Origin of the sequence: Myxococcus sp. RHSTA-1-4, assembly GCF_020037125.1 — a bacterium.
GTDB lineage: Bacteria > Myxococcota > Myxococcia > Myxococcales > Myxococcaceae > Myxococcus.
The window spans coordinates 194,490-208,854 of sequence record NZ_JAIQDG010000019.1 but is presented as its reverse complement, the minus strand read 5'-3'; the positions used below and the strand labels follow the sequence as shown (position 1 = coordinate 208,854).

General features: G+C 70.0%; 16 protein-coding genes and 1 CRISPR repeat array. Of the genes, 9 read left to right on the top strand and 7 right to left on the bottom strand.

The window, feature by feature from the left end; all coding sequences use genetic code 11:
• Positions 1–51: 51 nt before the first annotated feature.
• A CRISPR array of direct repeats spans positions 52–1,391; the repeat unit is 36 nt; unit sequence GTCCCGCTCGCCGTGATGCCGGAAGGCGTTGAGCAC.
• 154 nt (positions 1,392–1,545) lie between these two features.
• The 4 genes from K8638_RS25630 to K8638_RS45300 all read left to right on the top strand — a co-directional run bounded on the left by K8638_RS25630 (position 1,546) and on the right by K8638_RS45300 (position 5,038).
• Positions 1,546–1,998 carry a DUF2169 domain-containing protein gene (locus tag K8638_RS25630; protein ID WP_223757243.1) on the top strand — a complete coding sequence of 151 codons (453 nt, stop codon included), beginning with the start codon at positions 1,546–1,548 and terminating at the stop codon, positions 1,996–1,998.
• Positions 1,995–3,044 (top strand): DUF4150 domain-containing protein, encoded by a 1,050-nt coding sequence (locus K8638_RS25625; protein WP_223757242.1) that lies wholly within the window; start codon positions 1,995–1,997, stop codon positions 3,042–3,044. Before K8638_RS25630 ends, K8638_RS25625 begins: the two co-directional genes overlap by 4 nt.
• Before the next feature lie 2 nt (positions 3,045–3,046).
• Positions 3,047–3,781 (top strand): SMI1/KNR4 family protein, encoded by a 735-nt coding sequence (locus K8638_RS25620; protein ID WP_223757241.1) that lies wholly within the window; start codon positions 3,047–3,049, stop codon positions 3,779–3,781.
• A 510-nt stretch (positions 3,782–4,291) separates the two neighbouring features.
• Entirely contained in the window at positions 4,292–5,038 is a 747-nt protein-coding gene (locus K8638_RS45300) for an immunity 52 family protein (protein WP_223757240.1), read from the top strand.
• Positions 5,039–5,083: 45 nt separating this feature from the next.
• Here the strand turns inward: K8638_RS45300 and K8638_RS25610 are convergent, their stop codons facing one another.
• Positions 5,084–6,739, bottom strand: coding sequence for a methyl-accepting chemotaxis protein (locus tag K8638_RS25610; RefSeq protein ID WP_223757239.1), 1,656 nt, complete (start codon positions 6,737–6,739; stop codon positions 5,084–5,086).
• A 662-nt stretch (positions 6,740–7,401) separates the two neighbouring features.
• Here K8638_RS25610 and K8638_RS25605 point away from each other — a divergent pair.
• Entirely contained in the window at positions 7,402–7,767 is a 366-nt protein-coding gene (locus tag K8638_RS25605; protein WP_223757238.1) for a helix-turn-helix transcriptional regulator, read from the top strand.
• 24 nt (positions 7,768–7,791) lie between these two features.
• Here K8638_RS25605 and K8638_RS25600 read toward each other — a convergent pair whose 3' ends face one another.
• The 5 genes from K8638_RS25600 to K8638_RS25580 all read right to left on the bottom strand — a co-directional run bounded on the left by K8638_RS25600 (position 7,792) and on the right by K8638_RS25580 (position 10,269).
• A complete protein-coding gene (locus K8638_RS25600) occupies positions 7,792–8,064 on the bottom strand; it encodes a response regulator (RefSeq protein ID WP_223757237.1) in 273 nt (90 codons plus the stop codon).
• 139 nt (positions 8,065–8,203) lie between these two features.
• Positions 8,204–8,911 (bottom strand): hypothetical protein, encoded by a 708-nt coding sequence (locus K8638_RS25595; RefSeq protein ID WP_223757236.1) that lies wholly within the window; start codon positions 8,909–8,911, stop codon positions 8,204–8,206.
• Between the two features lie 5 nt (positions 8,912–8,916).
• The gene (locus tag K8638_RS25590; protein WP_223757235.1) at positions 8,917–9,123 is read right to left on the bottom strand and encodes a hypothetical protein; all 207 of its coding nucleotides are present in this window, start codon (positions 9,121–9,123) and stop codon (positions 8,917–8,919) included.
• A gap of 238 nt (positions 9,124–9,361) precedes the next feature.
• A complete protein-coding gene (locus K8638_RS25585; protein ID WP_223757248.1) occupies positions 9,362–9,844 on the bottom strand; it encodes a type II TA system antitoxin MqsA family protein in 483 nt (160 codons plus the stop codon).
• 11 nt (positions 9,845–9,855) lie between these two features.
• Positions 9,856–10,269: a DUF4258 domain-containing protein gene (locus K8638_RS25580; RefSeq protein ID WP_223757234.1), complete on the bottom strand. Its 414-nt coding sequence runs from the start codon at positions 10,267–10,269 to the stop codon at positions 9,856–9,858.
• A gap of 284 nt (positions 10,270–10,553) precedes the next feature.
• Here K8638_RS25580 and K8638_RS25575 point away from each other — a divergent pair, with 284 nt between their 5' ends.
• The 3 genes from K8638_RS25575 to K8638_RS25565 are packed head-to-tail and all read left to right on the top strand — an operon-like array spanning position 10,554 to position 12,420.
• On the top strand, positions 10,554–11,039 hold the full coding sequence (locus K8638_RS25575; protein ID WP_223757233.1) for a sigma-70 family RNA polymerase sigma factor: 486 nt from the start codon (positions 10,554–10,556) through the stop codon (positions 11,037–11,039).
• A complete protein-coding gene (locus tag K8638_RS25570) occupies positions 11,036–11,836 on the top strand; it encodes an ActD-like protein (protein WP_223757232.1) in 801 nt (266 codons plus the stop codon). The genes K8638_RS25575 and K8638_RS25570 overlap by 4 nt, the downstream gene beginning before the upstream one ends.
• The gene (locus tag K8638_RS25565) at positions 11,836–12,420 is read left to right on the top strand and encodes a peptidase (protein ID WP_223757231.1); all 585 of its coding nucleotides are present in this window, start codon (positions 11,836–11,838) and stop codon (positions 12,418–12,420) included. Before K8638_RS25570 ends, K8638_RS25565 begins: the two co-directional genes overlap by 1 nt.
• A gap of 53 nt (positions 12,421–12,473) precedes the next feature.
• On the opposite strand, the gene K8638_RS25560 is transcribed toward K8638_RS25565, so the two are convergent.
• A complete protein-coding gene (locus K8638_RS25560) occupies positions 12,474–12,968 on the bottom strand; it encodes a DUF6748 domain-containing protein (protein WP_223757230.1) in 495 nt (164 codons plus the stop codon).
• A gap of 271 nt (positions 12,969–13,239) precedes the next feature.
• On the opposite strand from K8638_RS25560, the gene dnaN reads away from it, so the two are divergent.
• Complete coding sequence (dnaN, locus tag K8638_RS25555; protein WP_223757229.1) at positions 13,240–14,346, top strand: DNA polymerase III subunit beta; 1,107 nt, start codon at positions 13,240–13,242, stop codon at positions 14,344–14,346.
• Positions 14,347–14,365 lie beyond the last annotated feature (19 nt).

The following is a 14,365-nucleotide window of genomic DNA, read 5'->3' as shown; positions in this document are numbered from 1 at the left end:
CGCTCCCCGAAGCTATCGCTACCTCTCCTGCCGCCCCGCCCGCCAGGGAGCCTCCTCCATCACCTTGAAAGGGGTGGCGTTGAGCACCACAAAGCCGCGCCTTAGTGCAAGTCACCTAGTGGTGTCCCGCTCGCCGTGATGCCGGAAGGCGTTGAGCACACGGACTGCATGTTGTGAATCACGTCGGCACCTCCTCCACGTCCCGCTCGCCGTGATGCCGGAAGGCGTTGAGCACGTCTTGAACGGCAAGGCGAAGAAGAAGACGGCGGAGTCCCGCTCGCCGTGATGCCGGAAGGCGTTGAGCACTTCGTGAAGCCAAAGCCGGGCCTCAAGGTGCGAGACCCGGTCCCGCTCGCCGTGATGCCGGAAGGCGTTGAGCACCGGCGTCACGAGTCCCGGTGTGCCGCCACGAGGGGTCCCGCTCGCCGTGATGCCGGAAGGCGTTGAGCACCCGCCGGGGCCAGACGGCAACCCCACGCTGGATGAGTCCCGCTCGCCGTGATGCCGGAAGGCGTTGAGCACAATGGCGGAGGGAGGGGCCTCCGTCGCCGCAACAGGTCCCGCTCGCCGTGATGCCGGAAGGCGTTGAGCACCCGCACGCTATTACGCGCGAGCACGTCAGCCTCTCTCGAAGTCCCGCTCGCCGTGATGCCGGAAGGCGTTGAGCACTCATAGCCGCCTGAGAAATGCGCCCAAAGCACACCAGTCCCGCTCGCCGTGATGCCGGAAGGCGTTGAGCACCTGTTCTGGGCAAGGAAGCGGGTGGGGTGTCTGGTCCCGCTCGCCGTGATGCCGGAAGGCGTTGAGCACGCCCCGAGCGCCTGCTTCTGGCCCTCGAAGGTGCTCAGTCCCGCTCGCCGTGATGCCGGAAGGCGTTGAGCACGCGGACCTGGCGGCGCTCCCCGAGCCGGTACCGCCGCTGTCCCGCTCGCCGTGATGCCGGAAGGCGTTGAGCACAATGAGAGGATCGGCCCACCAACCTTCAGGCCGCGAAGTCCCGCTCGCCGTGATGCCGGAAGGCGTTGAGCACCAGCCTGTGGTGGAAGAGTTTCGGCGCGACGATGCAAGTCCCGCTCGCCGTGATGCCGGAAGGCGTTGAGCACCCGTACGTTTTCGAGGGGCAGAACGTCCGGGTGCTGGTCCCGCTCGCCGTGATGCCGGAAGGCGTTGAGCACACACCATTCTCGTCCATGTCACCAACGACGGGCTCAGTCCCGCTCGCCGTGATGCCGGAAGGCGTTGAGCACTCCGACAACAAGATGACAAGTCTCGCGGATGAGCTGTGTCCCGCTCGCCGTGATGCCGGAAGGCGTTGAGCACGACGTGCCGGTGGTGGTGTACCAGCGGGACGTGGAGTCCCGCTCGCCGTGATGCCGGAAGGCGTTGAGCACCGGACAAGGTGCGGCGTGACGCGTGAGCAGTGCGGCGGCCCCCACTTGCGCTGCTCGAAACCTGAGTGAAATCCTACCTGCCGGGAGCTGGACTCTGCGTCTGTCATTGAAACAGGGAATGGCTTTCCTGTCAGGGGGGCGGATGCCAGGGCACATGGAGAACAGGAGTCGCTTCGCTACGGGCGGCTTCCTGTCATGGGACAAGGAAGGGCGCGAGGTGCTGGTGGTGTGCGTGGCGGGGCGCTTCGCGCGTCCGCCCGCCGGGCGCCCCAGCACGCAGCCGCTGCGAGTCAGAGAGGTGCGGCGTCCGCCGCCTCCGGCCGGCACGTACTGGGGCGGGCCGGAGCATTCGAGCCCGCGGATGGAGGGACAGCGGGAGTTCACGTGGCCCGGCACGGGCGTGTACGTGAGCGGGCACGCCTGGGCGCCGGGTGGAAGGCCGGCGCGAGAGGCCGTGGTGGGAGTGAGCGGTGCCGGTGCTCCGGGAGCTGGCGGAGTCCGAGGGCCGCGTGGTGCGAGAGGTGGAGGAGGGGCGGGAGAGAGCACGGGCACGAGAGAGGTGGCGGTGGCGGCGTTGGGGGCCTGTGTCCTGGAGGTGGCGTCATGACGACGACGTATGCGAATGGCCGCTCCGTGCTGCACGCGGGGGACGGGAATACGCAGACGGCGGCGGCGCCGGACGTGTGCAAGACGCCCTCGCCCGGCGGCCCGGTGCCGGTGCCCTACGGGAATGTGGCCAAAGACAGCGATTTGGCCGAGGGCAGCACCTCCGTGGAGATTGACGGCCACCCGGTGGCGCTCAAGGGCAGCTACTTGAGCACCAGCACCGGGGACGAGCCGGGGACGGCGGGTGGGGGACTCGTCTCGTCGAAGATTCAGGGGCGGGTGGTGTTCCTCACCGCGAGCCTGGACGTGCTGGTGGAAGGCCAGGGCGTGGTGCGCTTCCTGGACACCTTCCTGGCCAACGCCAACACCGGCAACACGCTGGGACTGGTGTACGGCGACCCGCTGCTGGTGCCGAAGGGGAGGGATGGAGAGGAGCCGACGTGCGACGCCTGCGGGAAGCCCTTCTCCGAGCACCCACCGGGCCTGAAGTCCACCGAGGAGGTGCGCAAGGAGATGCGGCTGCTCGTCCGCGGGCACCAGGCCTCCTTCAAACAGGCGGTGGCAGCGAGAAAGAACAACGGCTTCATGCTGGGGGTGCTCACGTGCCGGACGCGGGATGGGCGGACCGTGCACCTCCGGGCCATGTCGGGCATGTTCGACCCGGCACGTGGCCTTGCCCTCGACCCCCACTTCGAGGTGGGGTCGGGCGTTGACGGAGCGAGGCTCAACAAGGCGATGAAGATTCAGGAGCAGCGGCTCGCCGAAAGACCCAGGCACGGCTTCCGCATGAGGGACTTGAAGGGCGAGAGCAAGACCTCCAACCCGCCGGGCAACTGCGCGGCGCCGAGGCTGCTGTTGTACGCGATGGACCGGGGGTATGAGCCGCTGGAGATGGTGGAGCAGTGGTTTGGCCCCGCCACGGAGATGAAGGAACACGGGCAGGACTACCCGCCGTGCGAGACGTGCAGGAAGCTGGTGCCGGTGCTGCTGTGCGAGGCGCGGGAGCGGGCCCGGAACGAACCCACCCACGAAGAAGGGCAGGTGTGAGGGTGAAGAGCAAGATTGAGCGCGTCATGGACTTCATGGAGGAGAACTGGCCGGCACACCGGGCCCCGCTGAAAGGCGCCTCCGCCGAGGACATCGCCGAGCTGGCCGCTGAATGGCGGCGCCCCCTGCCCGAGGACTATGTGGCCTTCCTCCAGCGGATGGGGCATCGCACCGAGGGGCTCAAGTGGGAGCACATCGACTTCCGGGTGGACACCATGCTCCGTACCCTCCGGTACCCTTGGGAGAATTATGTCCTCCCCAAACGCTATCTCCTCATCGGTGAGGACCTCACGGAATCAGAGTACAGCTACGCATTGGACTTGGAGAGCCGCTCTATGGATGGGACGGCGGTGGTCCGCGCCGTATACAGGCTGAATTACGAAATCGGGCCCGAGCACACGCTTCCTGAGGCCACCAGCCTCGCCGAGCTGCTCTTCAACAACACCTTCCTGGACGTGCGCATCGAGTCGCTGCCGCATCGCTCGGGGCACCGCGGGCTTCGTTTCGTGGGCAGGCCCGAGGAGAAGCAGCCCTTCGAGTCCGTCCTCGAGGAGTTGGGCCTTGTCCGCCACCCGCTCTCCGGCCCGTTCTTCCAGGCGTACGAGTGTGACGAGGGAAGGGTCGCGGTGCGCTGGAACGAGGGCCAGTACGGTCAAATCATCAGCGCCTCGGAGTCGACGGCCTGGCTGAGCATGGTGGGCAAGACGCTGCGTAGCCGCCTGCCCGTCCGGCTGTGACACTCCCCGCAGTAGGTGCCGCGCCTGTGATGCCCCACACTGACCCGGCACCGGATGTCGGAGCGTACGGAGAGACTTCGTTCGCTGCCCCTTCCGGCGCAGGGCCCGCCAAGGAGACGCGAATGTGTTGGGCGCGACATGGGGGAGTGTTGCTGGTGCCGCTGCTACCAGTTCTGGCAGCGGCGGACGTGCCGCTCTGGGATGGCGACGAGGCCGGGCCCGTCGTGGATGCGCTACTTGGGCCCGCGGCCCCGCCGTCCGTTTTCGGCTCCTCGCTGGTTCGTTGCGGGAGGCAGCTCTTCCCGGAGGGAAACGGCGCGCTACGCCCCGTGGCCTTTGCCTCCTTCGGACTGGGGCGGACCATGCGCGGTAGTCTCCTCCTCCTTGAGCTGTGCCGTTTCTATGCGGGCCGGGGCGGGGCCTTCCGCGCCCTGGACACACGGCAGGGGGAAGCGGGCAGAGACGTCCTGGCGGATGTCCACGATGTCGTGGATGTGAGGACCGTACCGCGTGACCGACAAGAAATACCCTGAGAGCTACTACGCGGGCGCCTATTGGGGACCGCGCAAGGAGTCCGCCGAGGACTGCGCACGGCACACGGCGGACTTCCTCAACCTGCTGGCTCCGGCCGACCCCTTCCTGGCGCAGTGGTACAAGCCCACCCGCAGGCTCAAGGATGCCCGCAACCACCCACTGATGCCGCCCGACGTGCCCACCTTGACGGAGTTGTTCCGTCGCGGCGTCAACCGCGAGAAGGGCGGACCCGTCTTTGAAGACCTGGGCCTCACCTTCTGGTTTGGCAACGGTGGCACTACAGGGGAAGGCGCCAACCTGAGCATCACCTGTGGCGACTATGCCGGTGCCACCCCCAACCGCTGCGTGCTGGACCTTCCTCACCGCGGACCGAACGCGGACCGGGGGCTCACCGCCTTCGTGCTGGCCCAGGCCGTACGCGCCATGGCGCTGGCCTGGGAACCCGATTGGGCCATGGCGACATCATGGGACTTCCGTAAGGCCATTGCAGACGGCCGGGCTGGCACATTCGTAGGCTGGGTGACGTACCTGTCGCGGCGCCGGGGCGTGGTTCCCCCGCTCATCGCCCCCGTGCGCATCGAGCCCGTGGAGGACCGTGGGACGCTGATTGTCCTCACGCCAGAGCGGCTCACCGCGAGCAACCCCGAGCACGTCGCGCTGGGCCGCCGCGTGCAGGAACTGCTGGACCGCGCGGGGCTCATGAAGCCCGTCATCCCGGAGTGACGGACCACCGGGCTCGCCTGCTCCGATGGGGCGCGAGACGTCTCGTCACCCCTCGCCCTTGCCCCCAGCCGCCGGCGCCGTGAAGCGCGCGGCCAGCTCCTTCAGCCGAGAGGCCCGCGCGCGCAGGTCCTCCACCGAGCGGGCAATCTGCTCCACGCCGGCCACCGACTCCGTGGAGCGCACCGAGAGTGCCTGGATGCGCGAGGCGATGCCCTCTCCCGAGGCGGACTGGCGCGTGTTCTCCTCCGCCATCCGCTCCACCCGCGCGCCAATCTCCCGCACTCCGGCCACCAGGCGCGCCAGCGCGTCGCCCGCCGCGGAGGACAGGTCCTGGCCCTCGCGCACCTTCGCCGTCCCCTGCCGCATCAGGTCCGCCGCCGCCGAGGTGTCCGACTCGTTCTGCCCCAGCAGCCCCTGCACCTGCCCCACCGCGTCGCGCGTCCGCGTCGCCAGCTTGCGCACCTCGCCCGCCACCACCGCGAAGCCCTTGCCGTACTGGCCCGCGCGCGCCGCCTCAATCGCCGTGTTCACCGCCAGCATCTGAGTCTCGTCCGCCACCTGCTGGATGAGCCGCAGCATCTCCGCCGTCACCCGCCCGGACGCCTGCAGCCGCGCCACCGTCTCCGCCGAGCGCTCCACCACCTCCACGATTTCCACCATCTTCCGCGACGCGAGCCCCACCGCCGTGCCGCCCTCGCGCGCCACCTCGCCGTTGGCCGCCGCCGTCCGGGCCGCCGTGCGCGCCGCCTCCGCGCCCTGCGACACACTCGCGCTCATTCCCTGCACCGCCTCGGCCGCGCGCTGGAGCGAGTCCGACTGCTCCCGCGTGGTGAGGGACAGCGCGTCCGCGGAGACACGGATGCGCTCGGCATCCGCCGCCGTGGCGCCCGCGGCCTCCACCAGCGCTCCCACCACCTCCCGCAGCCCCGCCACCATGGCGTTGAAGGCCTCCGTCAGCCGGCCCACCTCGTCCTCGGACGCCACCTCCACCCGCGCGTCCAGGTCGCCCCGGGCCACCCGGCGCGCCGCCTCCGACAGCGCCCGCACCGGCCGCACCACCCGCCGCGACACGTACGCCCCCGCCAGCAGCGCGAGCACCAGCGCGCCGCCCACCGCCAGGAGGATGCGCTGGCGCACCGCCGCCACCTCCCGGTCGAGGTCCTCCACGTACACGCCCGTGCCCAGCACCCAGCCCCACGGCGGGAAGAGCTTCACGTAGCTCTCCTTGGGGATGGGGTCCGGCGAGCCCGGCCGCGTCGCCTCGTAGGACAGCGAGCCCTCGCCCTTCGCGCGGGCCAGCGCGACGATGTCCATGAACACCGGCCGGCCCCGCACGTCCCGGTAGCCCTTCAGGTCCCTGCCCAGCATGGCCGGCAGGTGCGGGTGCATGATGAGCCGGGTGTCCAGGTCGTTTATCCAGAAGTACTCCACACCCGAGTAGCGCAGCCGCTCCAGCATCGCCGCCGCCCGGGCCTGTGCCTCCTGCCGTGTCAGCGTCCCGGCCCGCTCCTGGGCTTCGTGCGCCTCCAGGATGCCGTAGGCCGTCTCCACCGCCTGCCGCAGGCCCCGCACCCGGTCCTCGCGGAGTTGCTCGCGAAGCTGCGGCAGCACGTAGCCGAGGATGACGAGCAGCAGCGGCAGCGCCACCACGCCCATCGCCACACAGAGCTTCGCCAGCAGGCTGTGCCGTCCAAACGACATCGGCTGGCAGCGTAGCCCTCCCGCGCCCGCAAGGCGCAGGGGGAGGGGCCCGCCCCCCTGGCTGGCCCTACCCGGGGTGCCGCCGTATCGCACCGGGAGCACGCCCGGGGGGCAGGGGGCTGCCCCGCCGCTCCCGGGAGGATCCGGAGCGCCGACGCCACCGGGAGGGGCCGTCCCGTCGCAGGAAGGCGCGGTGGCGGGTGACGCGGCCCCAGTAAGGCCTGGGTGGCGAGCCATCTCAGGGATGGGGCGCGAGCCCCGAAATGTCCCGGGAGCCCCCCGGTGCCCGTTGCCGCGGCGCAACGGAGCCCATCCCCGGGTCACGAACGCCACCAGCGGGACGGCATGCCGTGGACGTGAGCCAACCCTGAAGGGAGGAACCGTTCGCAGGACTTATCGGCACCGTAGGAAAGTTGCCGTCCAACGTTATAGGTCGCCCGCCCATCAGGGCCTCACCCGGCGCTCCCGGGCCGCCTGAAACACGTGCTAGAGAGGTGTTCCGTCGAGGGAAACAAGGGCCTCGCGCGGTGGTCAGAACCCCCGGAGTTTCTCTCGTGGACAGCAACCCTACGGGTGAACAACTTGAGGCTGACCCGGCAAGTTCTGTCTGTCTGCCTCCATACGTCCTATGCCAGCGGCCAAACGTTTCGGGTCGGTAAGGCATGGACAAGAAACTCGCAACCACCATCGGAGCAGCGGCGCGCGCCGCCCGTACCCGTCTGGAGCTCACGCAGGCCGACGTGGCCGAGCGCATCGATGTGGCCACCGAGGTGTATGGACGTCTGGAGCGCGGCGGCATGCTTCCCAGCGTGCAGACGCTGCTGAAGCTGTGTCACGAGCTGCATGTCTCCGCGGACGAGCTGCTGGGCCTGTCCTCGCACGGCGCCGGCCCCTCGCGCTCCGCTGAACCGCCGCCCTCGCCCCAGGAAAGGCCCGAGGTGCGGCGCCTGCTGCGCACCGTCCGCCAGCTGGAGCCTTCGAAGGTGAAGCTGCTGGGGCTCGTCGCCAACGCCCTGGGCCGGCGCTGAAGCGCGGCCCCCCGCCTCACACCCTCACAGCGTCGCCAGGAGCCGATCCAACTCGTCCGGCTTCACCGGCTTGACGAGGTGCAGGTCGAAGCCCGCCTGAAGCGCGCGGTCATGCCCCTCCGGGCCGCCGTAGCCCGTCATCGCCACCAGGCGGATGTTGTCGCCCACCCGCGAGCGCAGCTCCTCCGCCACCCGGTACCCGTCCAGCCCCGGCAGGCCGATGTCCACCAGCGCCAGCTCCTCGGCGCGCGGGCGGGCCCCCTGCTCGGCCTGGCGCAGGCGCAAGAGCGACTTCACCGTCTTCTCCTCGGCGCCCCGGGCCGCCAGGCCGCGCAGCGTCTGGCCCGGCTTCGCGGCGAGGAGGGCTCGCGCGCGTCCACCCAGGTCAGGGGGCCGTGGGAGTCGCGGAGGCGTACGCCGGGGGAGGCGGGAGGCCTCATGAACGGGTCTCCTCCCAGGACACGCCCGCGGTCGCGAGCAGGTTCCGGGCTTCCGGGTGCCGGGTGCCCAGCACCGACTTCAACATGCCGAGCACGCTGGGAAATGCCAGCAACCCAAAACCACGCCGGGGCCAGAAGCCCACGTACCAGCGGACATGGTCGCCCATCAGCTCGGTCCGCCCGGAGGCGAGCGCGTCCGTGAGGTAGGAGAGTTGCAGCTGTAATTCTTCCTCGAGACGCGGCCGGTCCTCGGGAAGGATGTAGAGCGTCAGGCGTCCCGCGGCGGCGTGGGCGAGGGCGGGGGCGTCCTGTTCCAGGATGTGGGCGGGCCCCTCCGGGTAACGCAGCGCTTCCCGCGCGGCGCGCACGTAGTCATGGGGCGGGGTGCCGGGGCCCCAGCCTTCCGCTTCCAGCGCGGAGGCCAGTCCGGCGAAGTGGCTGTCCAGGTGGCGCGTGCACATGCCGCGCGACACCAGCAGTGTGCGGAGCCAGCGCGCGTAGCCCTCCATGACGGAGGGACGGTGCTCGTCCAGGGCCTGGACGAGGTAGCGCACGTGGAAGCGCGCGTCCTCGTCACCGAAGCGGCGGGAGCGCTCCAGGCCGTAGCGGGCCTCCCAGAAGGGGTCCCGGTACAGCGGCTCCACGGATGCGGTGGCGAGCCGGTCCGCCCGTGCCTCCACGCGTCTGCTCAGCGCCTGCTCCATCGTGTTCAGACTCCAAGGGCCCGGCACGCGGAAGCGACCAGCTCGCGCGCGTCCCTGCGGATGATTTCCAGGGGCAGCACCTGGAGCGGAACGCCGCGCAACAGCCCCTCGTCCACCAGCAGGCGCGGCGCTTCCTTCCGGTTCCCGGCGAGCTGGGCGTCGAGGTACCTCTCGCGCAGCGTGGTCAGTGACGGTTCGGTCTGGGGCAGCACGGGCTCGGAAGGGGCGGCAGGGTGCCGCCGGGAGGGTGAGGAGACGGTATGTGGGAGGCGCCTCTCAGTGACAGCGGAGCAGAGGCATTTCATCGACAACCCGACACTGGGCGACCTTGTGGGTGGGGGCCCGAGTGTCTGACTGGCTGTATCTTTTCCAGGCGCACCCCGGGCGCACCGGAGAGGGTGCGCACGCGGAGCGAGACGGGTTCCACGGACTGCCCGGGGGCACCGTGCGCTACGCGGACAGTTCCACCGTCCAGCCCTGCCTCTTCGGCTTGAGGCGAATGCGTAGTGGAGTGGCTTCGACCGTGGCGACGTGCTCAAGCCGCTCCAGTGGGTACTCCGTCACGGGCTGCTCGCGCACGGCCATCAAGCGCAGCAGTCGCTCCGCCATGGGGCCCATGGTGAGGGGTTTGTCGGACCGCTCCCACCGGGACACCGTCTCCTTCGTCACCCCCATGCGCCGGGCCAGGTCGGAGCCCGACAGGCCAAGGTAGGTGCGAAGAAAGCGGATCTCCTTGGGCGTAAGTGCAGCCTCCTTGCGCGCGAGTTGCAGCGCCAGCTGTGCGTGGAGTTGCTCGACGTTCGAGTAGCTGATCTCCTCCTCGCCGCAGTCCGGGCAGTGGCGAACCTGGACGCCCTCCACGATGACTCCCTCCAGTCCCGCGTAGGCCCGCCGTGTCTCTTGCCGGGATGTCATGTTCCCACCGCACTGCATGCACTTCATCGCTACTTCCTCCAAGCCGTGACCACTACCAGCTCCGTGTCGTTCCGGAATGTGACGACCACGCATTGCCGCGGGGTGTGTACCCGGTAGGTCCAGCTCGCCTGCCCCATCTCCGCCGGCTCGAAGATGCGGCCTCCCCGCAGCACGTTTGTCACGTCGACCTCCGTCAGGTCGTCCTTTTCCATCTCCTCGCGGGCGTGCCGCGAGTAGCCCACCCGCCCGTTGGTGAGGATGGTCGAGATGAGCTTCCGGGCCACATTCTGGGGGAGTGGTTTGCTTGCATCGGCGGTTGACTTCATATCAACAGTTGCTCTCGGTGTGGATTCCTGAAGAACATGCTGAGTGATATTTTCATCAATGGTTGATGTGGTTGGCTGTGTGCCGCCTGTCTGGCGGAGCTCGATTGCAGAGCGCATGCCCGTGCTCCCTGGGGAGGGGCGTGGGCTCCATGCACGGCGCTCCGCCTGGGGTGGCAGGTGACGCCGTCCTGCCGGGTGGGGTGGTCCATGGCCGCGACACCGTCCGGCCTCCTGGACGGAGGCCACCCGGCCAGTGGATGTCCTGGTGGGCCGGTGGCCGGATTGGAGGGCCGGGTGGCCCGGGAGGGGAAAACGGGGTACGGACGCGGCGGTGAAGGGCGCGGTGACAGTTTTCCGCGGCACCGGTGTTCCCTTCGCGAAACGAGGGAGGCGCGACTCCGGTGTCAATCGATGTGGAGGCCTACTACCGCCGCTATGGCCCCCAGGTGCTCCGGCGCTGCCGCTTCCTCCTGCGCGACGAGGAGCGGGCCGTGGACGCCATGCACGACGTGTTCGTGCAGTTGCTGCGCTACCAGGGCGCGCTGAAGGACACCGCGCCGTCCAGCCTGCTGCACCGCATCGCCACCACCGTGTGCCTCAACAAGCTGCGCGGGGCGAAGCGGCGGCCGGAGGACCGGGAGGACGAGTTGGTGCTGCAGATTGCCGCCGCGGAGGACACCGAGTCGCGCACCGCCGCGCGGGGGCTGCTGGACCGGCTGTTCGGCCGGGTGCCCGCCTCCAGCCGCGACATCGCCGTGCTGCACCTGGTGGACGGCATGACGCTGGAGGAGACCGCCCGCGAGGTGGGCCTGTCCGTGTCCGGGGTGCGCAAGCGCCTGCGGGCCCTGTCCGCCGCGCTGCAAGAGCTGGAGCTGGAGGCCGCATGACGTCCCCTCACCGCACGCCCGACTGGCTGCTGGAGCGAATCGCCCTCGGCGAGCTTCCCCCCGAGGAGCTGGCCGCCGCGCGCGCCCGACTGGCGCGGGAGCCTGACGGCCCGGCCCGGCTGGCCGCCCTGGAAGCCGACTCGCGCGCCACGCTGGAGCGCCTGCCGCCCGCGCGGGTGGTCCGCGAGGTGGAGGCCCGCGCGTCCCGGAGGGAGGAGCCCTCCCCTTCTTCGAGGCGCCCGGCATTGGCATGGGCCCTGGTGCCGGCGCTCGCCACCGTGGCCCTCTTCGTGCTGGCGCGCCCGGCGGACGTGGAGGACGTGGGCTCCGGCGGCGCGGTGGCCGTGGGGCCCGTCGAGGTGACGCGCATCAAGGGGCTGGAGCCCCAGCTCGTCGTCCACCGCCAGGCCGCGGCGGGCCCCGAGCGCCTCACCGAAGGGGCTCACGCCGCCGCGGGTGACGTGGTGCAGCTCGCGTATGTGGCCGCGGGTCGCACCCACGGTGTCATCCTCTCCGTGGACGGGCGCGGCGCCGTCACCCTTCATGCGCCGGAAGGAGGCTCGCGGGCGGCGGCGCTGGCGCCCTCGGGCACGCACATGCTGCCCCGCGCGTATGAGCTGGACGACGCGCCGCGGTTCGAGCGCTTCTTCTTCGTCACCTCGGAGGCGCCCTTCGCCGTGGAGCCCGTGCTGGACGCGGCGCGGGCCCTGGCGGGGAGCCCCGACGCTCGCTCGGCTGCCCTATCTCTGCCCGAGGGCTTGACGCAGGTGTCCTTCACGCTGGAAAAGCGGAGGTGATGAAATCCTTTGCGCTCCTCGCATCGTGGCTATGGGCGGGGGCGGCGGCCGCCGGGCAGTTCCCGGGGGCGTCGCTCCTCGCGGCGGAGGCGGGTGAGACGGCTCCGGTGGCCCCCTCCAGCGGGCTGCGCAAGGGCAAGGTGCACCTGGAGCTCTGGGCGAGCGACATCCAGGTCGCCAACCTGGGCGTGAAGATTGGCGGCGGGCCCTTCTACATGACGCTGCTGTCGGGCTTCGCGCCGGGCCGGGACGCGCGCTTCAGCTTCGCCGCGGGGCTGGGCGGCCACCTGACGCTGGCCCACCGCCTGTGGCTGGACATGGACGTGACGGGTGGCGCCGTCCAGCCGGTGCAGAAGCCGCTGGAGGGTGACGGCGGCAACGTGCTGGGGCAGGCGCGGCTGATGCTCGGCTTCCAGGTGCTGCCGCGCCTGGCCGTGTTCGCCGGGCCCACCTACAACATGTGGTTCGTCTGGGGACAGCCGGACTTCGACTCCGTCACGCGCATGTCGGTGCGTGAGAGCCGGCCGAAGGAGGACCAGCGCCTGCAGCACTGGCCCGGACTCCAGGTGGGACTGCACATCTGAGTGAGACGCGGGCCCTCGTGAGTGAGACGCGGGCCCTCGAGTGGCCCGGCGGCTCAGTTGCTCAGCTTGCTGACGCGCAGGACGGTGGCGTCGCCCGCGGGGCCGGCCTTGGGCCGCGTCTCCAGCGTGGCCTCCACCTTCAGGCCCTCGGCCTGTGTCGTCTGCATCGTCAGGGACTGCATGCGCTCCTCGGAGTCGCCGGCCACCGCGGCCAGGTCCAGCTCGTGGATGAGGAGGGCGTCCGTGCCCGGCTTGTCCACGCGGGTGGCGGTGTAGGAGGGGCAGGGCGGGGCGATGCAGCGGATGCCGCTGTCGCGGACGATGTACACGGCGCTCTCACCCGGCTTCACCTCGGGCTGGGCGGGGGCGGGGGCGGCGGCCGTGCCGGGCTCGTTCGCCGGGGGCGTCTCCGCGGGCCGGGTCTCGGGCGCGGCGGCGGTGGTGCCGGGCTCGCTCGTCGGGGGGGCGGTGTGGGCGGGCGGCTTGTTGTTGCACCCGGCGGCGAAGCCGAGGGCCAGGGCGGCGAGGAGCAGCGGGCGGACAGTCATGGGGGCTCCGGATGGGGTGGGACGGCAGTGTCCTCCGCCTTGAAGGTAGGAGCCAGTCCGCTCATGTCTCCAGGGGTGGTGACTGGCGGTCAGATAGAAGGGGATTACCTGAACTTCTGGGCAGGGAGACTGGGAGTGGCTGCGCTGCCCGCATGGGCGTGGACAGTGGCGAAATTGGGGGCCCCGCGTTCATTGACGTCCTACCGGTCAGGGGCTACATCCGGCCTCGTTGATCGGCCCGACGGGCCGCGACCTGTAAGGACACCTTCCGATGGAATTCCGCATCGCCGCCGACGAGCTGAAGAAGGCCCTCCACCGCGCCCAGGGCATCGTGGAGCGCAAGACGACGATGCCCATCCTCGCCAACGTGCTCGTCAACGCGAACAAGGGCGGGATCACCGTCACCGCGTTCGACCTGGACATCGGCGTCGTCTCCGAGCACCCCGCCGAGGTCATCAAGACGGGCGCCGTCACCCTCAGCGCCAAGTACGTCTTCGACATCGTCCAGAACCTCCCGGACGCGCAGGTCACGCTCAAGAAGCTGGCCAACAACTACGTCGACATCTCCAGCGGCTCGGCGCACTTCAAGATCGTCGGCATGGCCGCCGAGGAGTACCCCAAGCTGCCCAAGGAGGAGAGCGCGCCCATGGTGCAGGTGGGCGGCAACACCCTCCTGGAGATGATCAAGAAGACGCAGTTCGCCATCTCCAGCGACGAGACGCGCTACATCCTCAACGGCGTCTTCTTCGAGCCCCAGTCCGGCGGCAAGGTCCGCATGGTGGCCACCGACGGCCACCGCCTGTCGCTCATCGAGCGGGAGATGCCGGGTGACTTCAAGCTCAAGGGCGGCGTCATCATCCCCCGCAAGGGCCTGATGGAGCTCAAGCGCCTGCTCGACGAGGCCCCGGACGCCGAGTGCCACCTGGGCTTCGCGGAGAACTCGGCCCTCTTCAAGAAGCCGGGCCTGTCCATGGTGATGCGGCTCATCGACGGCCAGTTCCCCGAGTACCAGCGCGTCATCCCCAAGGAGGGTGAGAAGGTCGTCCTGGTGCCCAAGGTGCGCTTCCTGGAGGGCCTCAAGCGCATCGCCCTGCTGTCGGCGGACAAGAGCAACGCGGTGCGCATCGGCCTGGAGGAGAACAAGCTCCTCATCACCGCGAGCAACCCGGACCTGGGCGAGGCCAAGGACGTGCTGGAGCTGGCCTACCGCGGCAACGACATCACCATCGGCTTCAACGCCCGCTACCTGATGGACGTGCTCGGCGTCACCGACACGGACGAGGTCTCCTTCGAGCTGGGTGACGAGCACAGCCCGGGCGTCCTGCACGCCCCCGGCGACCGCAGCTTCACCGCCGTCGTCATGCCGATGCGCGTCTGAGCCGTTTCGACGTGAGCCA